A 21,139-nucleotide genomic window follows, 5' to 3' on the forward strand; every position below is an offset into this window, starting at 1 on the left:
CGGTTCAATGCATGAAGCCGAGACCCTCGTGCAGCTGCGACCACTCATCGGTCTCGTGCGAAAGATCTAGCCCAGCGCCGGACAAGGGTGTTATGGTCCTGTCGACATCAACACATCCCCGAGCCGAGTAGACAGAGGCGACCGTGGGCATCTCCACGACAAGCACCCCCGCGGTCCAGCGCCGTCGCTGCCGCAACCACACAGGCCCCGCCCACTCCGTTCACCGCGCCCACTACCGCGGCCCCCGGCGGACACATCAGCCAGGCGACGTCGCCACAGCGGCACTCACTACCGGGCCCCAACCACCCGGACCATCCACCACCAACCCACAAGGCAGTGGCCATGCCCACAGCCAATGACCTGACCATCGCCGGCGCCCTGTTCGTCGAACTGTGGGGCGCCGGCTACCTGGTCATCGGCCTGACCCGAGCGCTCAAACGCAGAAACCAGAAACCAACAGGGGGACAGAACCAGCCATGATCACCACATCCTTGCTACGCGCAAAAATGGCCGTCGCGACATCAGCCATCGCTCTATCAGCGCTGACACCCGCAGCGCACCAAACCATCTCGGCACCGCACCCCGCCCCGCCGGCCGCCCCGCCAACGGTGTCCATGGCCGTCGAACTCGCTGCCTCGATCACCTCCGACGGGTCATCGCAGACTGTCGGCGTCGCCGACGCCTACCTGTACACGCTCAACCAAACCCAACTCGTCAACCAGCTCAACGAAATTCGCAGCCTCGGCGTCACCGACCTGCGAATCGTGGTGCCCTGGATATACATCCAGCCCACCAGCGCCACCACCTACAACTGGGGCCAGATGGACAACGTCATCAACACCGCCCACGCGATGGGCTTCACCCTGACCGCCTCCATCACCGGCAACCCCACCTGGGACGGCACCCCACTGGTCGGTGCACCAAACCCCAACACCTACGCCACATTCGCCGCGGCAGTGGCCCAGCGCTACGCCAACCAGATCAACGCATATGAGGTGTGGAACGAACCTAATGCGGTGACATTCATGGCACCCAGCGACCCGGCGACATACACCGCCATACTCAAAGCCGCGTACACCGCCATCAAGGCGGTCAACCCCAGCGCCACCGTCATCGCCGGAGTACTCGGCGCAGTCACCACCGTCCCCGGCATGTCCGTATCACCCCAGCAATTCCTCGCAGGAATGTATGCCGCTGGCGCCCAGGGCTTTTTCGACGCACTGTCATTCCACCCCTACAACTACACCCTCCCCTTCAGCGCCGGAGCAGGCATAGCCAACTCACCGCTGGAGCAAGTCAAAGCCCTGTACGCGCTGATGACAGCCAATGGCGATGCCGCCAAACAGATTTGGGCAACCGAGTTCGGCAACCCCACCATGCCCGGCGGCATCACCCAGACACAGCAAGCGCAGATGCTCCGCGACTTCGTGACCGCCTGGTCCAAACTCAGCTTCGCCGGCCCCTCGTTCGTCTACACCGCCAACGACCTGAACACCGGCTACCTACTCGACGAAAACAACCTGGGATTGTTCACCACCGACGGCATTCCCAAACTCGCCGCCCAGACCCTCGCAGCGCTGATCAAGCAGCTCGCCGCCGGACCGCTGCCCGCCTACACCGCGCCGCAACTGCCTGCCGCACAAACACTGTGGATACAACTGGTCTCATTCTCGCTGTCCGTCGTCAACGAGGCCCTGCTGATCCCCAACATCGTCACCAAGGCGCTCTACAACGCCGCCCCCGCACCGCTGCAACAGGCATTCAGCACCGTCGCACACGCCGTGTCCCTGGCCGCAGCACAAACCCTCAACGCCATCACCCCGGCAGCCGAAACCGGCATCAACATGCTCATCAACTTCCCGACCAGCCCCCAGGCCGCCGCCCACGCACTGGGTGCCAGCTTCTACGGCACCGAGGTCACCATCGCGCGGGCGCTGGCGTCCGTGGGAATCGGCGCAGCACCTAAGCCAGCGCCGGCGCCAACCCCCGCGGCTACGTCGGCGATCGCCACGACAGCGGTCGCCCCCAAGCCCATCGCGCAGACCACCGAGGCAGGAACTGCACCGAAACCGACAACTGAGCCGGCTTCGAGCGCCGGCACGACCGCCACGGGCGAAAGTGGCAGCACGCGTACAGATTCCAAGTCAACAGCCCCAGCACCGACCGCAGCGCCGGTGGGAGCCGCCGCGCCGAACCCATCGCCGGCGACGACCCCCACCTCGAGCACGCCGCCGGCAACGACCGCTACCGGCAGTGCAACGGCCCATCCCGCATCGCCGGCGACAGCAGCACCTGTTGGCGCCACCGCAACCGGAGCGCTGGCCAAACCCGCCGCAACTCCTACATCAGCGACACCGTCGAAGACTGCGGCAACCCAGGGCGCCGGGGCAACCACACACCCAACCCCGAGCTCTAAACCCACGAAGTCGACCTCGGCCACAGGTTCCCAGCGAGATGGCGGTTCAGCGGCCGCGGGGAAGCACTCGAACGTGGCTCGGGACTAGGGCACCCCGAAGGCCGTAAACTCACACCCTATAGCACTGGGTGCTATAGTTCTCTTGTGAGACGCCGCGACCTCCTCCACCAAATCATGACCACAACGGGCACCAGCCAATCCCAGCTCGCCCGACTCAGCGGCGTGCACCAACCCAGCATCAGCCAATTCCTCACCGGCAAAATCGATTTCAGCGACGACCAAATCGACCGCCTCCTAGCCTGCATGGGCTACCGCCTCGAAGTCACCCACCACGCCGTCGAACCGGACCTCACCCGATCCGAACGCCGCTCCTGGAGCGTGCACCGCCAACTCGCAACACACCTCACCCAAAAGTCCCTAACCGATTGGCGCCCAACCATCCTCGCCAACCTCAACCGACTCCGCGCCGGCGTACGCGGCCAACCGCACCTCGCCAACATCGACCGCTGGCAACACATCGTCGAAACCAACGACCTCCCCGCCCTCCGCCGCGCCCTCACCGGCCTGGACCGCGACGCCATCGAAATGCGCGAAGTGACCCCCATGGGCGGACTCCTCCCCGACGACGAGCGCCAGTTCGCACTCCGGAGCGCCGTCTGATGCGACGCGCCCAACTCGAACACGCCATCCGCGCCGCCTGCCAGATCACCGGCCAAACCGAAGTGATCGTCATCGGATCCCAAGCAATCCTGGGCACCTACCCCGAATACGAACTACCGCACCTGGCCACCAGCTCACTCGAAGTCGACATCCTGCCCATCACCGACGACAACGACACCACCATCGAACTCGCCGACATGATCGTCGGCGTCGCCGGCGAACTCTCACCCTTCGAGCAGCTCCACGGATTCAGCATCGACGGCGTCGACCTCACCACAGCGGCACTGCCCGAAGGATGGCGCGACCGCCTCGTCAAGGTGCAAAACGCCAACACCGCACCACCATCGGGCCACCCACAATTCATCGGCTGGTGCCTCGACAAAGAAGACCTGTGCGTAGCCAAGCTCTGCGCATTCCGCCCGAAAGACCGCAACTTCGTCGACGCCCTCCTCCAAGAGCAGCTCGTCGATCCCAATGTCATCGCCGAACGACTTCCAACAGTCGACTCCCGCTACTCATCGGCCGTCACCACCGCCACCCGCTGGCTCGAATACCGGATCAACCAGGCCGCCGAGGGCAACAACACCGCAGGTGCCGAATGAACATCGACGTCGACTACGGCAACAGCCAAGCACTAGCCGACCTACGCGCACCAGCAGACGACTTCTTCTGCATCGGCGGGTGGCTGGCTGGCGACAGGTTGTGGCGTGGAAGCCCGTTGCATTAGCTGCGGGAGGAAACGCCACATCTCCTTTCGGAGGGGTGTCGGTGGGTGTGGTTATCGTGCGGGTGTGTCGCGTTACAGGTTGTTGCCCACTGCTGAGCAGGTGGTGGCGTTGGCCGAGCATTGCCGGCAGGCCCGGTTCGTGTGGAATCTGGCGGTGGAGCAACAGGGGTTTTGGCGGCCGGGCCGTAAAGCGCCTGGCTACAACGAACAAGCAGCGCAGCTGACCGAGGCTCGGGCCGCCTTCGCGTGGTTGGCGGCCGGGTCGCAGACCGTGCAACAGCAAGCGTTGCGGGATTTCGCGCAGGCGATGCGGAACTTCTTCGCAGGTACTCACCGGCGCCCGACGTGGCGCAAAGCCGGTGTGCATGAAGGTTTCCGGCAGGTGGCGGTCAAACCGCATCACGTTGTGCGGCTCAACCGCCGCTACGGGCAGGTCCAGGTGCCCAAGGTTGGTTGGGTGCGGTTCCGGCTGAGCCGCCCGGTCCCCGAGGGAGTGAAGTCCTACCGGATCACCCGGGATCGGGGCGGCCGCTGGCACATCGCGTTCGCGCACGTGCCCGACCCGATCGCCGGGCCACGCGATGGCAGCGTGGTCGGGATCGATCGGGGCGTGGCCGTGTCGGCGGCCCTGTCCACTGGCGAGCTCCTGCATGCTCCGGGCTTGACTGGTGGTGAGGCCAAACGGTTGAAGGTGTTGCAACGCAGGCTTGCCCGCGCGCAGCGGGGCTCGAATCGGCGTGCGAAGACGAAGCTGGCGATCGCTAGGCTGCGGGCCCGCGAGACTGACCGTCGCAAAGATTGGGTGGAAAAGACCAGCACCACTATCGCCCGCCGCTTCGAGACGATCCGGATCGAGGCCCTCGATGTGCGGGCCATGACCCGCAGCGCCAAAGGAATGGTCGACCGGCCGGGAAGCAATGTTGCGCAGAAGCGTGGGTTGAACCGGTCGATCAGCCGCAGCGGCTGGGGCCTGTTGGCGGCCCGGCTGCAGCACAAAGGATTTGGTCGGGTTGAGCAGGTCCCGGCCGCGTACACGTCGCAACGATGCTCCGCGTGCGGGCATATCGCATCCGAGAACCGCAAGAGCCAAGCGGTTTTCGCGTGCGTGGCCTGCGCGGCGGGGCCGTGCAACGCCGACGTGAACGCCGCACGCAATATCGCCGCCGGACGGGCGGTGACCGCACGGGGAGACCTCGGCAACAGCCGGTCTGCGAACCGTGAACCTCAACTCGATTCTCCTGCCGCATAGGTAGTAGATGTTGGGTTGGAATCTCCCGGCTACAGCCAGGAGAGGACGTCAACTGCGTACGCCGCTAGGAGAAAAGAGAGCGGACGATTCCGACTTTTTGCAGGTAATCGCAGAGCACGCGGTGATAGCAGAACTCGGGGAGGAGGACAGCAGTGGCGGATCAGAAGAATCAGGCGCAGAAGCCCCGTATCAGCCCTGAGGTCCTGAAAGCGGCCGCGGAAGCTGCCGTGGCAGCGAGCAAGCGCACAGGTCGGCCGGTTGATCCCCGAGTGAAGGCCGTCGCCAGGCCGCAGATGACAGATCCGAGCCGACCGCCGGTGGTGCGCAGCCTCGCTGTGCGCAAGGCCCGCGATTAGCTGCCTGCGCCGCCGTCAGTGATTGGCGGGGCAGTACGCACTCCCGTCGTGCAGGTAGAACGTCTTGTGGCTGTCGGTGTCTTCGGGATCGCCCTCGAATCCCCACTCGCCCCTGGGACTGCTCCACAGGGCACCGTTGACCAGCGTTTGCGGACTATGGCTGCCGCCGGTGACCTGGATGTCGGCCTTTTTGGATCCGTCATTCGGCCGGGTTGAGGTCACTTGGGTGCCGTCTGGTGCGGTGATTAGGATTTTCAGCTGGTCGCCGGTCTTGCTGCAGAGGAGCTTGACGTCGGTGGTGGCGTAGGTCTGCCCGTAGATGTCGACCTTGTCGGCGTTGCCATAGAACTCGCCGGGCCAGGACTCGGTCTTTGCCCCGCATCCGGCGACGACTGCTGCCGTGAGCGCGGCGATGATGATCTTTCGCATTTTTACCCCCCAGATCATTTAACTGTCTAACTGGTGGTGCATGTCCGCCGTTCCTGGGACAATGGCCAGCATGGGGGCGAAATCGAAGCTTCAGATCGAGACCGACGTACTTCACGCCGCGGCCGGCAAGGCCTCGGCGACGCTGGCTGCTAGCGCGCCAAAGCCGATCCCACCGCCTCCGCCTACCGCCGTCTCGCAGCTCGACGCCGCCCTGGTCCTGGTCTCCACCAGCTCCGAAGCCCTCGGCACCAAGGTGGATACCAACGACGTCACTTGGGCGACCCGGCAGTCGGAGCGGCTGACCGCGGGGCCGCCGGCGCTGCAGCAGCAGGACGTCCAGGGCGCCGCCGACATCCAGCGCGCCGCACAGTTCCCGATCACCCGGGTTCCGATGCACATCGGACCGAACGACACCACCAAGGTGTGGACGACGTAAGTCGTCATCCAACAGCTACAGGAACCGGAGCCTTACATGTCGATCGCGCCGCCCCCGGCCTACCCGACGTGGCCGCCCCAGCAGTACCCGCCGTACCCGGCACCGACGAAGCGCCGGCTGTGGCCCGCTGCTGCCGCGGCCGCGGGTGCCGGCGCGCTCGTCGCCGGTGTCATCACCACCGCCATCACCCTGTCGGTCACCTCCCCGGCCACCCCTCACAATGCGGCTCCCACCGCGGAGACCGTGACGGTGACGGCCGCCCCGCCGGCACCCCCGGCGCCGCTGCCCGCCGCTCAGGCTGACGCGCAGACCTGCCACGCCTGGGGCACCACCGACACGATGTTCACCGCGGCTGCGGTCGCCCAGAGCGTCATCCCGCAAGGAATGACGATCACCAGCCCCGAGGTCCAGACCAACCCGACGTGGAAGGCTGGCGTGATGCGGGCCAGCGAGATCTACGGGCAGGCCGCCAATTCCTTGGAGTCGCAGATTGCTCCTGGCACCAGCTCGATGCTGGCTGGCGTTGCACAGACCACCGTCGGGTCCCTGCGCACGCTGAGTGAGTCGTTCAAGGCTTTTGACCCCGCCAACGGGGGCGCCGTGTCGATGTACCAGGCCAATCAGAAGGCGATGGACTGGCTGTGCCGATGACTCACAAATCTTTTGGTGTGGATACGGCATTCCCGCCACCGCCGCCGCCCCAGATGCCGGGGTACCCGCCGCTGCCGCCCGGCCCTCCGGCCGGCGGTAGTCGGCGGTGGCCAGTGCTCGTCGGTGCTGCAATCGTCGGCGCGGTTGTCTCCGCCGTCGCGGCATTCGCGATCACGACACAGGCTCGGGACACCACGGTGCAGGGGCTACCTGCACCGACGACGGTCACCGTCGCGGCGCCGACTCCGGCGCCACCAGTTCCACTGCCGACCACAGAAGCCGATCGCCAGACCTGCCAGCAGGGCTGGATTCCAGCGGGGAACCTGATTGACCAAGCTCTGGCTGCGGTCCGCACCCTGCCGGACGGTATCAAGGTCGGCGATCCGGCGGTCCGCTCAAACCCAGACTGGACTGCTGCTGTTCGACGAGCTGCTGACGCATACCAGCAAGCGGGTGACGCCCTGGCTGGCAGCATCGCGCCGGGGACTACTCCGGCGTTGGCTGAGGCAGGTCGGACTGCGGTCAATTCGCTCCACCTGTTGGCCTCCGCGATGAGGACTGGCGACCCAGCGACTGGAAATGCGGGCGAAATCGTCAACACTTCCGGCTCGCAGGTTGGCCACCTGTGCCAGCGCCTGGCGCCGTAACGAAAGGGGCTCCAAGCCTTGGGATTTGGTGAGGTCTCGATGCCGATGACTGAGCACTCGGCGGAGATTCTGGCGGGAGCGTGGCCATCGCAGAGTGTGATGGCCTGGTCGGGCTATTCGATGGCGTGGTCGCAGGCTGCCAACGCGTTGTTCACTCAGCTTGATGTCCAGATGGACATCAAGACGTCGATGGTAGGGATGGACGGGTACCTGATCGACACGCTGCAGCAGCTGGCGCGCGGGCGTGAGACGACGCTGCAGAACCGGATCGAGGCCTATCGGCACATCTCGAAAAAGGCGCATCTGGCCGCGAGCGAATTGCAGTCCACCAAAACCGAATTGGCAGACATCGTCAATACGACCGAGGACAACATCAAGCAGCTGAGAGAACTTGGTGAGGCGCAGAAGGCTGCGATGCCCACGGCCGCGCCGGCCATCGACGCGTTCGTGAAGGCCTGCGAGCAAGCCGCCGTTGCGGCCGCGAAAGCCCAGGCGCACGCGCGAGACCTGCAGGGCGCCACAACGGTTACTGCGCTGTCGAATGACATTGCTCAGTGGTCTGAGCCTTACATCAATAGCAAGATGCCTGATGGCGCCGGAGCCCCACCAATGGGGGCACCTGCAGCGCCGGCAGCGCCGCAGTTCACTCCTCCCGCGAATGGGATGGAGCGGGGCGGCAATAACGTGCAGCCGACTGGCTACAAGACCGACAACATGACGGACAAGCTGCCCGACTCGCAGCAAAACAATGCAAGTAATAACGCGAAGGACGGCGCGCAGAACACGCAGAAAAGCGTTCAGCAGACGGCGATGCGTACGGACACCGATCCAGCGAAAGAGGCTGCGACGCAGCAGAAACCGTCGAATCCTTCGCCGATGTCGTCGGCTCCGTCTTCGCCGGCCAGCTCCGGTGGCGGTAGCAGTTCGGGTAGTAATCCGGCGTCGGGGATTTCGCACATGATGCGACCGGCGTCGTCGGGCAGCTCGTCGCCGGCCTCGTCATCGTCGCCGGCGTCGTCAGGTGCCGGCAGTGGTGCGAATCCGGCGAATGCGGCGCAGTCGAGCCAGCTGGGCAATGCGAAGCCGACGCCGAATGCTGCTGGGGCGGTTCCGGGTGGTGCGAACGCCGCGGCCGCGTCCGGTGCGGGTGCGGCCGGTCGCGGGTCCGGGCTGGCCGGTCTTGGGTCCGGTATCGCTGAGTCGTCCGCGCGGCTGGCGTCCGGGGCGGTGAACACGGCGTCGAACGTCGCGTCGGGTGCGGCGAATGTGGGCTCCAACGTTGCCCAGAACGCGATTTCGCATGCGGCTGGTCAGGTTGCACCGGCGTCGTCTCCGGCTGGCACGACGATGCCGGCAGCGGCCACCCCGGGTGGTGGTGGGCCGATGATGATGGGCGGCGGTGGCGGTCCGGTCGGTGGCGGTGGTTCGTCGACAGTGACCCCGGTGACGAGTACTCCATCGAGCGGTACGCCGTCGGTGAATGGTGGTCCCGGGTCGACGCCGGCGGCCGCGCAGACGCCGACCTCGAGTATTGGTGGTGCGGCGCCGCAGGCTGCGGGTTCGCAGTTCGCGCCGGTCCCGATTGATCAGCCTCGCGGGGTGCGTGGCATCGGTGCTGACGGTGCCAGCGGCGACGCGCTGTTCAGTCAGGCGGTGACGGCGGGGCAGGACGTGGTGTCGGCGATGGTCGCGCAGACGATCGGCACCGGGTACATCGCGATCCACTACGCGGTGGCGCTGGTGTACGAGCGGGGCGGCACGGTGTCGGCGTGGATGGCCACCAGCGAGGGCGCGTCGTACATCCCGATGGGCGTGCGAGTTCCGCGGGATGTGCAGATGTCGATCAACGACCCCATCGTCGGGCACGAGTTGTGGCAGGCCTCCGCGGCGTCCGGCGGCGCCAACCCGCTTGAGGTGGTTGTGCGCCAGGCCCAGGCCCGCGAGATGGCGGCCCCGGGTGGCCGAGTCCTAGCGATCGCGTCCTCGCTGCCGATCCATCAGGTGATGGACTGGGCCAGCGAGGTGGGTGCGCGGCCGGTGTCTGTGGATCCGAAGTCGGTGGCCCCGATCACCGCTGCGGATATGGCGATGGCGCACCGCTGCGCTGTGGCGATGCCATGGGAATGGCGGCAGGCCAACGCATTTGATACCAGTGATCGGATGCGGGTCGCGCAGCGGCATATGCACATGGCCGCCAGCGCGGGGCACCTTTCCAGCGGCGCCGCCGAAGAGATCATGGACTTGTTCGAGCTGGGCCAGCCGATCGACGAGAAGCTGTGGCGCGACGTCGAGCGCGCACGGTTCACGTCGCTGATCGAGTACGAGATGGCGGTCAAGTCCGCCGGCCAGGGTGGCGCGGAGCCCGCTCGGGCGTTGGCGTCGGCCCGGGCCGCGGAGGTGGTGCTGTGCCTGCGGAATCACTCGACCGCTGAGGGATGCGCGGACCTGCTGTACTCCACGCGGTTGGCGGGTGCGCCGTTGGAGCCTGCGGCGGCGGTCGCGTAGTTCCGTTGCGTCAGAACACTATTGGCGGGCCGGTTGCGGCTGTTTTCCCGAGGAGAGACACCATGGCTGCTGGCCGCCAGTTCGCCGTCCAGTTCCTTGGCGAGACGAAACGCGTTGTCGCCGGCCGGATCAACGAAGCGGGCGACGGCCTCGTCGAGCCCACGGACGACGTCAGCGACAACGCGGTCCAGGCGGTCGTCGAGTACGTGATCCACAATTTCGATGGCGCCGTGGAAGTTGACTACCCCGACGGCGTGACCTACCAGATTCAGGTGGTCAAGATCGGGCCGCGACACGCGGATGGGTCACGCTTCGGTCTGCACCCAGGCGGCATGATCGTCGGCTACACCGATCAGGTCGACGCCGAGCGATGACCACAACGTGGCTGTCGGCTGCGGCGTTGGTCGTGGCGATCGGCACAGCCCTGTGGTCGGGCTGGTACGCGCAGCGGACTGCCTCGCGCCGCGAGTTGCTTAACTGGCGGCGCAGTGAATTGCTCAAGGCGACAAGTGAATTGGCTCAACTGTCGTTGCATCGGCAGGCCGTGCTCGAAGCAGCGCTTGACGGCATGATCCCGCCCGGGATCGGACCGCCGGTCGATCCGTTCAACACCGCAGCGACGGGCGGTCCACATCCGCGGCACTCAGTGGACCAGATGCTGGTCATCGTCGAGCGGATCGAGCTGCTCGATAGCACGCTCGCCGAGGTAGCTCGCCGCCTGGCGGAAGCACATCGGCAGGCGATGATCAACGCTGATGTCGAGTACGCGGACTCGGGGAACGCGCTCAGCCATTGCGATGCGATGGTCGTCGACCGGGACGACCTCAAGTCTCTGCACACGGAGCTCACGCAGTCTTTCCGTCGCGCTGTCGCGCTCGAACGGTAAGCCGCGGGGGGTCAGATTCGATCGTGAAGCCCACGGATCATGGACATGGAATGTCAGCTGGTGGGGATACCGTTTGATGTATGGGCGGGGAACAGCAGTGGCGCGATCTGTCGCGCTGGTACGACGCGTATCTGACGGTCGACCGGGTAGCGCGGTATCTGGGAGGTGCCGAGGGTTCCCTGGCGGCGGATTTCTTTGCCGCGAAGCCGGATCATGGTCGGCGGTACAGCCTGTCAGAAATTCTCCACTTCGTGCATGAACGTGGTGGTGGTGGTGAGGTACCGCGTTTGTTTCCGCTTTCCGATGAGCGCGGGCCAGCGCGGCTACTGCACACCAGCCACGTTCTGATCGCCGAATTGGACGCGGAATTCGTGGTGCACACCTGGGACCCCCGTGATGGCCGCGGCGTGATCGCGATCGGGTATCCCGTGCGCGATTCGGTGAAAACTCTGGGCAAGCCGGCTGCGGAGGCGCTGCTGGGGATAACCGGGGCCAGTGCTGTCGCGACCCTGTGTGGCGGTGATGTGCCGATCCGGCCCGGCTATGAGACGCCGCAACCCGGTGTCTGGGTGGCCGAGGCGCGTGTGTCGCAGGCGATGGACCAGGTGAGTATTTGCACGGAGCGGTTCGGGTGGGGCGATTTGAACCACCTGCTGCGGACGTCCTTGCCGTACTGGCCTTATGGGCTGCGGGATCGTGAGGCCATGTTGGCGTGGCGGCCGGGGGACCGCCCGACTGAGGTCGCATTGGGTACCAAGCGGCGCGATCCTGCGGCTCTGGGTGCGGCTATCGCGGCCGCTGGTGCCGCACCGATCGTCGATGACATTATTGGCCGCCTGCGCTGCCGCATGCAGCAGGCGATCTGGGAGGTCAGCGCATGCGACCCGGCCTCGGGGGGTTACCGCTATGCGGGCCTGTTGGACCTCAATGTGGCCGCAGTGCCGGCGTATGTCCCTGATCCTGGGTGGATAAGTCCCGGGGAGGTGACACTGCTGCTGCATCAGCGGGCGCCGGATGCGCAGCTGGCAGCTGCGGTCGACTTCGAGAGCATTCCCTTGCGTGGTGTTGTCAATGCGGTGCGGCGCGTGGACCTTTCGGGCCCATTGGTCGAGCCGTGGGTGGCGCGGCTGGAGGTGGCGCCGGTCCCTGACGAGCTCGGGTTCCGGCTACTGGAACGGGAGTTCGACGCGGCCGCTGGGCCGATCGAGTACCTGGTGCATCCGAGCCTTCCGGATTGCTGGGTCGCCTGCCAAGGTAAATCGATCGTGCACACGATAGGTTCCGGGGTTCCTGCGACGGGTATCGCGGCGCGGGTTTACATGACCGAGAGCGGCGGATTTTTCCGGGATACCAGCGGAGCGATCTGGCCGGTCCCGGTGCCGAGCTGGCCGGGCGAGGATGTTCATCAGGCGCTGGCCAGATCGCTTGCCGTGTTGTTCGTCGACGCGGGCGCGAATCTGGATGAATTCGATGGCTTCGAGCCGCCGGACTTCATTGTCGAGCATGTCCGCGAACGCGAAGGCCGTTCGCTGCATATCGTCGTCGAGCAGTAACGCGGCAGGCGGGGCTGACTCCCGTTCAGCGGCGCGACCGCTGTGCCGCATGTTTACGCGGCAACGTGCGGCATAGATAGCTGTATCGCCGTTTTTGGTGTTATCTGTGGGCGAGTTGTAGGTATCCGCTGTTGACGGGGTCGCCAGGTGAGTGGAGGTAGCCGGCGCCCGGTGGCAGGGCGAGGTCGGGGTTATAGCTGCCGATCAGCTTGTCTGGTTCTGTGCGGTAGTCCTTGTCGCCGAGGCCGAGGACGTTAACCAGATCAGCCATGCGCTCCAGGTTCAGCCCGCGGCGCAGTTGCAGGGATCGGTTGTCGTCGAAGGCGCGGTCGGGGCCATGGATGACTGTGCGGTCGTAGGTGAAGATGATCCGGATTCCTGGTTCGCGGCGGGCGATCTTGTTGAGCAGTGGTCCGATGAATGTGGGGTCGTCTGCCCAGTGGAGGTTGTCGACGATGAGGTAGATCGTCGGTGTATTGCTGGCGCTGTCGGAAGTGGGGGGTGTGCGGTCGTCGGTGATTATCTCGACTGATCGGAGCCACCGGATGAAGGATCGGAGATCGTGCTCGTATTTGTCCTCGGCGGGGTCGAGTAGGTGGGTCGTGCTGGGGTCGAGGTTGCTGCGGGGGTCGTGGATGGCCAGGAGGGCATTGAGGTCGCCGTCGCGGCGCCGGTCGGTGATTTCTCGGATGAGGTGATGCACCGTGGTGGTGTTGCCGCTTCCGCGGCCAAATATGGCGAGGACGGGATGCTGAGCGAAGTCGATGACGACGTCGGTGGGGTTGTCGGCGTCCCGGCGACCGATCGCGAATTGCTCGCCGGTGAGGCCGGTGCCGATGTCGCCGCTTGAGACGTAGCTGGGTAGATCCCATTCGCGGTTCTTGCTGGTGGTGAGCAGGGTTTGGCCGTAGGTGGTCAGCCGTATTCCGTCGAAGACGCCTGATTGGGTGCTGGAGACTGGGACGGATAGGTCTCTGAGGGCTGGTCGGAGGTCGGATTCAAGCTGCGGGCTATTGCTGTCGCTGCGGGCCTCAGGATGCAGGGCCAGGTATTCGTTCCACACGCGCCACAGGTTGGGGCGGAGGATGCTGGCTTCGGAGTGCTGGATGGTTTTGGCGACGAAGTCGGCCCAGCTTGGGCCGGGTTTGAGGCGGCCGGCGGTGTTGCCTTGGATGACGCGGACGGTGCTCAGCCACTGCTCGACGTCGGTTTCGCGGTAGCGCACTTGGGCGCCGATTTTGATGTAGTCGGGGCCTTCGCCGGCGGTGCGCCAGGCGTCGACGGTGCGGGGTGAGAGGCCGAGGGCTTTGGCTAGGTCTTCGGTGTCGATGAGTCGGTCCATGGTGCTCATGGTTGTGGTGTTGACCGACACCGTCAAGGGTTAAACGGTGTTTATCGCGTTGTATTGCGTAGCAGACCGTAGCTAGCGCGTATACATGCGTTTGACTTCTTGGCTCGAATTCTTGGTGTGCGGCGGGTTGTGACGCGTGGAGTGTCCGGGTGCCGGCGAGACGCTCATTGTCACGCTTTCGCGTGATAAGTGATTTGCTACTTGTATCGTGTCAGTGGTTTCGCGTTACATTGCCTACATGGGGCCACTTTTTGTAGCCGCGCCGGTCACCGGCAGCGAGGAATACTGGTCGTCAGTGTCGATGTGGGATGCCGCCGACCTGTCCACTGCCGACGTCGCGACGATGTTGAAGAGGACCGAGGCGGCGGTGCGTCAGGCACTGCGTCGGGACACCACCGGGTTTCCCCCATCAGCCATTCCTGGGACGCGGCATAGGTGGTCTGCGCGTCAGATCTACGACTACGTGCGGAATCGCCAACGGCGCAGGCACTCTGAGATACCCACCGCGTTCCCCGATGTCACCGGTCGACTCGTGCAGCCGGCGGTGTTGGTCGCCGCCGAGCAGTGGCGGTCAGGTCCGTCGCCGGCGCTCCCTGACGCTGCCGCGTGGTCGACGGTGGTTCAGTACTGGCAGCCATGCGACGGCCGCGACATCCAATTGGCCGTCCTGTACCCGGCGGCCACCGGGCATCGGATGAACCGGGCCGGCGCTGTTGAGGTCGCCACCCGGTACGCGCAGCAGGCATTCGCGTCGGACGGCGGGGCCGCTGCGGTGGTGATGATCACCGACGAGACCCGCCCCGCTCCGGGTGGAGGTGAGCAGGCCGCGGTGATTGTCGTGGAGTCCGCGCCGCGGATGTATCCGCCGTCGAGTTCGGTCCGGTATCGGGCAGGCGCCGGCGGTGAGTGCCACGGGGTTTCGGTGTATGAGATCGGGTGGTTCGATCTGGCCGCGGTGTTTCGGACCGACCTGCCCTGGTGGCCTCCGGTGTTGAGGTCGGCGGAGGTGATGGTGCGCTGGAGGCCGGGGCATACGCCGGTGGCAGTGCCGCCGCGGGACGATCGGTATCGGCCGGAGGTTCTGGCTGCGGTGGCCGCGGCCGGCTATGAGCGGGGTGCGGCGAATGCGCCTGTCTTGGATGCTGTTGTGGCGCGGGCTAATCGGCGTATCGAGGGCCTGCTGTGCCCGCCTGGGACTACGCCGGACTCGTCGTTTCGGCCCGGGCTGGTGCTGGGTGCGGTGCCGGACCTGCCCGAGGGTCCGGTGCCTGGGCCGCTCGCAGCGGCCGAGGTGGCCTGGCTGCTGCAGCAGCCGTCGCCGGCAACGTCTACGGCTGCTGACGTGGTGTGGCGGCTACCGGAATCGCGGGCGGTCGTCGCCGAGATCAGTTGGCTTCCAAAGGATTCGTGGGGCGATATGGCGGCGCAGTGGATTGCCCGGCTTGAGCCTGCCGAACACTGGTCGGTGGGGCACGAGCTCGTCCGCGCGCAAGGGCGGATGGGCACGGCGGAGAACGGGTGGGTGCGGCCAGGGCGGGATGCGCTGGTGCCGCTCGTCGATCCTTTCAACCGGGCCGTGTGGGCTGTCCGGACTGAGGACGGCGCTATTCACTACACCGTTGGGCAGCGCGCGGGGAGTGCGCAGGGTCGGCTGGTGGAGGCGGAAATCTACGAGTCGTGGTCGTTCTTCCGTGACAGCGGCGGCGTTGTCTGGCCGTTCCCCCGTGTCCCGAGGTTCGGGGGCAGCTCGGCGCTGGCCGAGACGGTGTACCTGCTGCGCCAGCGGGCCGATGTCGACGTTGAGCCAACCCAGTCGGTCGCCCAGCCCGGGAACGTGCCCCAGGAGGCGCTACAGGTGAACGGAATGGGGCCTCAGGTGCTGCGACAGATCGACATGGCCGCCCAGCCGCCGGCGCCGCTGTGGCCGTCCACTCGGGGACCTGTTCCGGGGCTGTCGCGGCTGCTGAGCGGGCAGGCACCGTGGCGCTTGTCCGCGCAGGACCTGGCGGAGGTTTTCGGCGAGTAACTGTCGAGCGGGATGCCGCGACCTGGGCCAGCCGATCGGGGCTCGTAAGAGCCAACTCTGCGGGGCGCGCGGCTGCCGGCACCAGGGGCCGCGGCTGTCGATTCTTTTGTGCTTCCCCGGCTGCGTGGAAGGGTGTTTGGGATGACCACAGCCGCACCAACGCTGACGGTCCAGTCGACAGCCGGCGTCCACCGGTGACCGGTGGTCGCGTGGTTCCGCCGAAACCGATGCTGGCGACGCTCGGGGAGCTGCCGGCCGGGCCCGGGTACTCGACTGAAATCAAATGGGATGGCTTCCGGCTCAGCGTTTCTGCCGATCAGGCCGGTGTGGACGTGTACACCCGCGGCGGCGCGAATGCGTCGGCGACGTTCCCGGAGCTGGCCGGGATACGCGACGCGCTCGGTGGCCGGCAGGCGGTCCTCGATGGCGAACTGGTCGCGCTCGACGGGTCGGGGCGGCCGTCGTTCAGCCGACTACAGCAGCGGTGGCCGATGCGGCGCCGGCCCGCTGCGGCGTTGCTCCGCCAGGTGCCCGTGCGCTTCTACGCCGTCGATGTGGTCGGCCTTGACGGTCGGGACTTGACCGGGCTGGCGTATGCGCGGCGCCGGGAAGCGCTCGACGAGCTCGGCGCCGCGGCGACGGGATCGTCGGTGTTCGTTGTTCCGCCGGCATGGACGGATGTTGATCCTCGTGAGGTGCTCGCGACGGCTGAGGAGCACGGCCTGGAGGGTGTGGTCGCCAAGAGCCTGGATTCGTTGTATGTGCCGGGGCGATCGCGGGCGTGGATCAAGCGACCGATCCGGCGGACGTGCGAGCTGGTGATCGTGGGGTGGTCCGGTGGTCGCCAGGTCGGCTCGCTGTTGCTGGCCGGCCACGACGCGGACGGGCAGTTGGTGGTCGTGAGTGAGGTCGGGACCGGTTTCAGCGGCGCGGAGCGGCGACGTCTGTATCGGCTGTTGGTCGAGGTGCCGCGGTCCTCATCGGTGGCCGCCGGCGCGCCGGTCGATGGTGGTTGGCGGTGGGTGGAGCCGGTGTATGTGGGTGAGGTTGCCTATCGTGAGTACACGGGGCGGGGTTTGCGGCATGGGACGTGGAAAGGGTTGCGGCAGCGGGCAATTGACGGAATTTCTGTGCCCCCACGCGATGACTAGATTCTAGAATCTAGTACTGCCGGCGTTCAGCTGTCCGCGGTAAGTTCGCGGAGCTGCTCGGGTGTCAGTGTCAGCCCGGAGGGCAGGGTGACGTTTCCGCCGAACGTGGCGGTGCGCATCATCGCCAGGAAGGCAAGGTCGTTGGGGTCGGTGATGTCCGGGGCGCCGTTGGTGTTGTCGGTCATGGCGGGGCGGTGTCCTTTCAGGCGGATGTTTCAGGGCTCTTGTTGTCGGCGGGGCGGCCGGCGTTCGGCGACGAAGAACACGGCCACCTCGATCATTTCTGCACCGGGTTCGCCGGATGTGTAGTAGGACAGCATTATTGGCACTTGCACGCCGCTGGTGCCGTCGAGGGAGTCGGCGATCTGGCGAGCCAGTGCGCCGTAGCATCCGCCCATCAGGTGGTGGTGCGGTGTCCGTGCCTCGATGAGCACTTCACCGTCGTCGAATGTGGGTTTGAAGAGTGCTGGCTGTAGCCCGATCTCGATGCCGTGGATGTCGGTCAGGTCGACATCGTCGGCATCGAACTCGCCGCGCAGCACTGCTGCCAAGTACGTCACGTCGCTCGCGGCGATCACGACCTCAAGACTGTCAATCATCGGACTGGGTCCCGTGTTCTCTTCCATAGTCGGCGTAGCCGGCCACCGCGCTCACGACGGTGGCGGCGGTGTCCTCGTCGAGCATCGGAATAGCCTGTCCGGGCCTGGCGGCGTCGAGGGCGCCGATGCTCGCGACCAGCGGCAGGGGATCGTTGGGGCCGGCGGTGACGTCGGCGGCGGCCAGGCCGTCGACGAACAGGGTGAACATGTCCTGCTCGGGGAACTCGAAGTTGCGGCGGAGAACCCACCACTGCCCGGACTGATGGGCTGCGTAAGGGAAGTGCTTGTGCCCGGTGCGGTGCCATGCCGGCTGGGCCGACGTGTCGATCGCGCCGGCGGGGTCGGGGGAGTCGCGGTTTGCGGTCATGATCTGCTCGCTGTTCGGTTCACCATCGCGTTGGAAGGGGATCGGTGAACCGCTGATAGCTGCCGTTCGATTTGAATTGTTCTGCGGCACTGTGTGGTTCGCCGCGCCACCGTACATGCGGAACGACTTCGGCGGCGGGTCTGGCGCCGTCGGTCAGGTGCCCGGTCGGCGCCTCTTCGGCCATGCGGACTGGCTGCAGGTATGGGTGGGCCACACGGGCGCCGAACACGATCAGGTTGTGGGTTCCGGGGAGCGCGGCCGAGGGCACGATCATCGCCGGGGCGCCGGACTGTTGGACACTGGTGGCCAGTTGTTGAGTGGGCGCGTAGTCCTCGCCGACGAGCTCGTCGGGGGTGATGCCGTGGTCGGCGCAGTTGGAGAAGTCGATCGACACGACGCCCGGGACGTCGACGATCGCGGTCCACAGGTTGAGCAGCAGGTGGTCCGGGTCGCCGGCGGGGCCGATCTGGTGGCGCAGCATCTCGGCGGCCGGGCCCAGCGGGTGCAGGCACAGGTACTGGACGGTGTCCTGGCGGCCGCGGTGGAAGCGTCCAGGCCGGGAGCTGGGGAACGCCCACCACGGGGTGTCGTAGGCGGCGTGCCGGAAGACCTGCAGCTTCACGTCGTCATGGCGCGCGCTGCGGTGGCCGCGGCGAGGACATCGGGGTAAGTGGTCGGGTCGGCGAGCATGTCGATGGGGGCGCGGCCGAGCATGGGGTGTTCGCGGGTGAACCACGCCAGGACGCCGGGGCCGGTGAAGGTGTGGCGCAGCTGGTTGGTGATCTGCGCGACGATCCGGACGCGTGCAGCGTCCAGGCCGGCGGGTTGTGTGCCGCCGGGGGCGAGCCAGCGCTGCAGCTGGCGGACCGATACGCCGAACAACTCGGCGGCGGCGGTCTGCGGTGCATCGAGGATGGCCATCGTGGCGTCGAGTACTTCGTTGATGGGGACGTCGTCGCTGTAGGGGCGGCGCTCGACGATGTCGCGCAGGGCTTGGCGGACTTGCTCGAGCGCGATGCGGACGTCTCGGCGTGCGTCGTCGGGGTTGTCGTGGCGCAGGGCTTTTTCGGCGCGGAAGGCTGCCAGCCAGAGGGTGTTGGTCAGGTAGGCGTCGGCGTCGATCGGCTGTGGTGTGCCTAGTTGGTTATCGAGGCTGTCGATGAGTTCTGCGACCTCGGGTGGCACCTCCGGGGAGGCCGCGAGGAGCTGGGTTGCGGCGTTGACCTGGGTCAGTAGCGGAGCTAGGCCCACTTCTGTCGTAGTCATGTCGTCATGGTAGCGCCATAGTCACGCCAGTGGGTGGTATCCGAGGTCGCTGGGTGGCGGTGGCGATGACGACTTGGAGACTGCCAGGTATCGCGGCGTTAGCCGTTGAGGTCTTCGCGGGAGTAGATCTCGCCGATGCCGTTCTCGTCGAGATCGATGTGGATGCCGGCGGATGCGGCGGCGTCGAGGATGTCGAGTCGGATGAGCAGGGCCGCGTCGCCGACTTCGGCGCGCGAATCCAAATCGCCGCCTTTGACGAGGCCCCATGCAGCACCCCAGGCGAGTTGGGCGAGAGCTTCTGCGGCCGTGGTGGTTTCGCTCACGGGTTCCTCTTTCGGTGTGTTGGGGGCGGGCTAGTACGTGAGGAGCATGAACGGACCGCTGGCGCCGACGGATTCTTTGTTGTCGATTTCGGCTTCGACGATCTTGGCCGCTTCCTCAGGGGCCAGGCGCCGCAGGTAGTCGATGTACCGGGCATCCGCGGCCGCGGCCGCGGCTTCTAGGGCGACGATCACCGGTGCCTGTTCGCCTGCTTTGCATTTCGCGAATCCGGCGTCGCACCAGTCGATCACGGGGGACTGTTCGCATTCGAGGCGATACAGGACGCCCCAGTCGTGGTTCGGTTGGCGGTGGAACTGTGGTGTGACCTTGAGGATGCTGGCGATTCGTCCGCCTTGTTCGGTGTGGGCGCCCATGAAGATGGTGGGCGGGAAGTGTTCTGGTGTAAGCATGTTCGGTCTTTCTGGTTCCGTGTCCGGTGGCCTTGCTGGTTACGACAGGGTTCGGTTCAGGCTCGTGGCGGCTGCCACGATCGCCGGGTGCGTCAGGCTCAGCGGCTGCAGATCGACGAATGTCGGTCGTTCCCAGCTGGCCAGGACTGTCCAGTTCGGTCGGTGGAATGACCACCATTGCACGGCCTGCCACTTCCGGCCTTCGATCGCCGGGGATGTCTCGGACCAGATGCGGTGCGCCCACCCGGACGTGACCGCGAGGTTGCGGGCCACCACCTGGGTCGGGCGCAGGCCCAGGTCGACGAGTCGGTGTGGATCGTCGAGGTCGCAGATACGCAGATCGTCGGGCAGTTCGTAGATGCCCAGGGCGCGGCGGGAGCCGGGCACCAGGGGGAACTCGAACATCGAGTCGGTCCAGTGGGCGAAGTTGCCGAACGTTTCGCCGCACGCGGCTTCGGCCTGGTGGCCGAGGTACCAGATGTAGTAGTCGGGGTGGTCGGCGCGGCTGCCGCGTTGCGGCTGGTGTTCGTAGAGCGGGTGCCCGGGTTGGCCGGGCTGCGCGGTATCGAGATGGGGGAAGACGCGGTACACCAGCACTTTTAGGCTGCTCCGCCCCACATTTCAGCGTCCAGTGCCTCAAGGACGCGTGCGGGCCCGTCGGTCAGGAGGACATCGAGTGGTCGGGCGCCGCTGAGGAACGCGTTGGCGCTTTCCAGCCAGATTCGGGCCGCTTCCTCACCCCACACCAGGCGGGCGCGCGAGTAGATGTGCTCGAGGTCGATGAGGGCGGGCGCGGCGGTCGGGCCGGGGCGCTCGTCGCCGGACGCCCACCTAGATGTTTGGGAGGCGCTGACGCCGATCCAGCGGGCGATTTGGGCGCGGGTGAAGATGGTGACCAGGTATTCGACGCGTTGGGTCGACAGGGGATCGTCGGCGGCGACCCGGGCTGTTCTGCCCGCGGGGGCGGTGACTCGCGATGTCCGTCCTGAGGGGGCGGTAATGCTGTGTGACGTTGCGGGCTTGCCGTACGTGGTCTTGGTACGGAGGCCGTCGATTTTTCGGGAGGATTGTGCCCGCGATGAGGTCTTGGCCGACGCGGTTTTGTTGGTCGCTGCCTTTTTTGCGGACATGAC

Annotated in this window: 25 protein-coding genes; 14 read left to right on the forward strand and 11 right to left on the reverse strand. The window is 66.2% G+C overall.

What is annotated here, in order from left to right; genetic code table 11:
- The first annotated feature begins 342 nt into the window (after positions 1-342).
- The 5 genes from VXD91_RS25245 (at position 343) to VXD91_RS25265 (ending at position 5,052) form a co-directional block, all read left to right on the forward strand.
- Positions 343-480, forward strand: coding sequence for a hypothetical protein (locus VXD91_RS25245; RefSeq protein ID WP_176470796.1), 138 nt, complete (start codon positions 343-345; stop codon positions 478-480).
- Entirely contained in the window at positions 477-2,504 is a 2,028-nt protein-coding gene (locus tag VXD91_RS25250) for a cellulase family glycosylhydrolase (RefSeq protein WP_095795322.1), read from the forward strand. The genes VXD91_RS25245 and VXD91_RS25250 overlap by 4 nt, the downstream gene beginning before the upstream one ends.
- Positions 2,505-2,560: 56 nt before the next feature.
- Positions 2,561-3,076 carry a helix-turn-helix transcriptional regulator gene (locus tag VXD91_RS25255; RefSeq protein WP_255251238.1) on the forward strand — a complete coding sequence of 172 codons (516 nt, stop codon included), beginning with the start codon at positions 2,561-2,563 and terminating at the stop codon, positions 3,074-3,076.
- Complete coding sequence (locus VXD91_RS25260) at positions 3,076-3,678, forward strand: DUF6036 family nucleotidyltransferase (RefSeq protein WP_095795324.1); 603 nt, start codon at positions 3,076-3,078, stop codon at positions 3,676-3,678. The genes VXD91_RS25255 and VXD91_RS25260 overlap by 1 nt, the downstream gene beginning before the upstream one ends.
- A 189-nt stretch (positions 3,679-3,867) precedes the next feature.
- Complete coding sequence (locus VXD91_RS25265; RefSeq protein ID WP_176470798.1) at positions 3,868-5,052, forward strand: RNA-guided endonuclease TnpB family protein; 1,185 nt, start codon at positions 3,868-3,870, stop codon at positions 5,050-5,052.
- A gap of 371 nt (positions 5,053-5,423) precedes the next feature.
- Here VXD91_RS25265 and VXD91_RS25270 read toward each other — a convergent pair whose 3' ends face one another.
- Positions 5,424-5,837 (reverse strand): membrane lipoprotein lipid attachment site-containing protein, encoded by a 414-nt coding sequence (locus VXD91_RS25270; protein ID WP_095795325.1) that lies wholly within the window; start codon positions 5,835-5,837, stop codon positions 5,424-5,426.
- Positions 5,838-5,907: 70 nt separating this feature from the next.
- Between VXD91_RS25270 and VXD91_RS25275 the strand changes: the two genes are divergently transcribed.
- The 7 genes from VXD91_RS25275 (at position 5,908) to VXD91_RS25305 (ending at position 12,515) form a co-directional block, all read left to right on the forward strand.
- Positions 5,908-6,273 carry a hypothetical protein gene (locus VXD91_RS25275; protein WP_141245040.1) on the forward strand — a complete coding sequence of 122 codons (366 nt, stop codon included), beginning with the start codon at positions 5,908-5,910 and terminating at the stop codon, positions 6,271-6,273.
- A gap of 36 nt (positions 6,274-6,309) precedes the next feature.
- Positions 6,310-6,924 carry a hypothetical protein gene (locus tag VXD91_RS25280; RefSeq protein WP_095795327.1) on the forward strand — a complete coding sequence of 205 codons (615 nt, stop codon included), beginning with the start codon at positions 6,310-6,312 and terminating at the stop codon, positions 6,922-6,924.
- A gap of 113 nt (positions 6,925-7,037) precedes the next feature.
- Positions 7,038-7,571 carry a hypothetical protein gene (locus VXD91_RS25285; RefSeq protein WP_255251240.1) on the forward strand — a complete coding sequence of 178 codons (534 nt, stop codon included), beginning with the start codon at positions 7,038-7,040 and terminating at the stop codon, positions 7,569-7,571.
- Positions 7,572-7,616: 45 nt separating this feature from the next.
- Positions 7,617-10,076, forward strand: a complete 2,460-nt coding sequence (locus VXD91_RS25290) for a hypothetical protein (protein ID WP_141245041.1) — start codon at positions 7,617-7,619, stop codon at positions 10,074-10,076.
- Positions 10,077-10,138: 62 nt separating this feature from the next.
- Complete coding sequence (locus tag VXD91_RS25295) at positions 10,139-10,450, forward strand: hypothetical protein (RefSeq protein ID WP_095795329.1); 312 nt, start codon at positions 10,139-10,141, stop codon at positions 10,448-10,450.
- A 32-nt stretch (positions 10,451-10,482) separates the two neighbouring features.
- Entirely contained in the window at positions 10,483-10,962 is a 480-nt protein-coding gene (locus VXD91_RS25300; protein ID WP_346416689.1) for a hypothetical protein, read from the forward strand.
- Positions 10,963-11,042: 80 nt separating this feature from the next.
- A complete protein-coding gene (locus VXD91_RS25305) occupies positions 11,043-12,515 on the forward strand; it encodes a hypothetical protein (RefSeq protein WP_095795331.1) in 1,473 nt (490 codons plus the stop codon).
- Between the two features lie 100 nt (positions 12,516-12,615).
- On the opposite strand, the gene VXD91_RS25310 is transcribed toward VXD91_RS25305, so the two are convergent.
- Positions 12,616-13,887 carry a helix-turn-helix domain-containing protein gene (locus VXD91_RS25310; RefSeq protein ID WP_293022223.1) on the reverse strand — a complete coding sequence of 424 codons (1,272 nt, stop codon included), beginning with the start codon at positions 13,885-13,887 and terminating at the stop codon, positions 12,616-12,618.
- Positions 13,888-14,104: 217 nt separating this feature from the next.
- Here VXD91_RS25310 and VXD91_RS25315 point away from each other — a divergent pair, with 217 nt between their 5' ends.
- Positions 14,105-15,892 (forward strand): hypothetical protein, encoded by a 1,788-nt coding sequence (locus VXD91_RS25315; protein ID WP_095794969.1) that lies wholly within the window; start codon positions 14,105-14,107, stop codon positions 15,890-15,892.
- A gap of 209 nt (positions 15,893-16,101) precedes the next feature.
- Positions 16,102-17,043, forward strand: coding sequence for a hypothetical protein (locus VXD91_RS25320; RefSeq protein WP_346416690.1), 942 nt, complete (start codon positions 16,102-16,104; stop codon positions 17,041-17,043).
- A 26-nt stretch (positions 17,044-17,069) separates the two neighbouring features.
- On the opposite strand, the gene VXD91_RS25325 is transcribed toward VXD91_RS25320, so the two are convergent.
- The 9 genes from VXD91_RS25325 to VXD91_RS25365 all read right to left on the reverse strand — a co-directional run bounded on the left by VXD91_RS25325 (position 17,070) and on the right by VXD91_RS25365 (position 21,136).
- On the reverse strand, positions 17,070-17,228 hold the full coding sequence (locus VXD91_RS25325) for a hypothetical protein (protein ID WP_176470752.1): 159 nt from the start codon (positions 17,226-17,228) through the stop codon (positions 17,070-17,072).
- Between the two features lie 30 nt (positions 17,229-17,258).
- Positions 17,259-17,642: a hypothetical protein gene (locus VXD91_RS25330; protein ID WP_293022181.1), complete on the reverse strand. Its 384-nt coding sequence runs from the start codon at positions 17,640-17,642 to the stop codon at positions 17,259-17,261.
- Entirely contained in the window at positions 17,635-18,009 is a 375-nt protein-coding gene (locus VXD91_RS25335) for a hypothetical protein (protein ID WP_095794971.1), read from the reverse strand. The genes VXD91_RS25330 and VXD91_RS25335 overlap by 8 nt, the downstream gene beginning before the upstream one ends.
- A 19-nt stretch (positions 18,010-18,028) precedes the next feature.
- Positions 18,029-18,631 (reverse strand): RES family NAD+ phosphorylase, encoded by a 603-nt coding sequence (locus tag VXD91_RS25340; RefSeq protein WP_095794972.1) that lies wholly within the window; start codon positions 18,629-18,631, stop codon positions 18,029-18,031.
- A complete protein-coding gene (locus VXD91_RS25345; protein WP_141244985.1) occupies positions 18,628-19,275 on the reverse strand; it encodes a hypothetical protein in 648 nt (215 codons plus the stop codon). Before VXD91_RS25345 ends, VXD91_RS25340 begins: the two co-directional genes overlap by 4 nt.
- Positions 19,276-19,373: 98 nt before the next feature.
- Positions 19,374-19,598 (reverse strand): hypothetical protein, encoded by a 225-nt coding sequence (locus VXD91_RS25350; protein WP_141244986.1) that lies wholly within the window; start codon positions 19,596-19,598, stop codon positions 19,374-19,376.
- A gap of 30 nt (positions 19,599-19,628) precedes the next feature.
- Positions 19,629-20,006 (reverse strand): hypothetical protein, encoded by a 378-nt coding sequence (locus tag VXD91_RS25355; protein WP_176470753.1) that lies wholly within the window; start codon positions 20,004-20,006, stop codon positions 19,629-19,631.
- 39 nt (positions 20,007-20,045) lie between these two features.
- Positions 20,046-20,603, reverse strand: a complete 558-nt coding sequence (locus VXD91_RS25360) for an RES domain-containing protein (RefSeq protein ID WP_095794975.1) — start codon at positions 20,601-20,603, stop codon at positions 20,046-20,048.
- A gap of 2 nt (positions 20,604-20,605) precedes the next feature.
- Entirely contained in the window at positions 20,606-21,136 is a 531-nt protein-coding gene (locus tag VXD91_RS25365) for an MbcA/ParS/Xre antitoxin family protein (RefSeq protein WP_095794976.1), read from the reverse strand.
- Positions 21,137-21,139: the final 3 nt, after the last annotated feature.

It is taken from the genome of Mycobacterium sp. SM3041, from assembly GCF_039668335.1.
In the GTDB taxonomy this organism is placed as follows: domain Bacteria; phylum Actinomycetota; class Actinomycetes; order Mycobacteriales; family Mycobacteriaceae; genus Mycobacterium.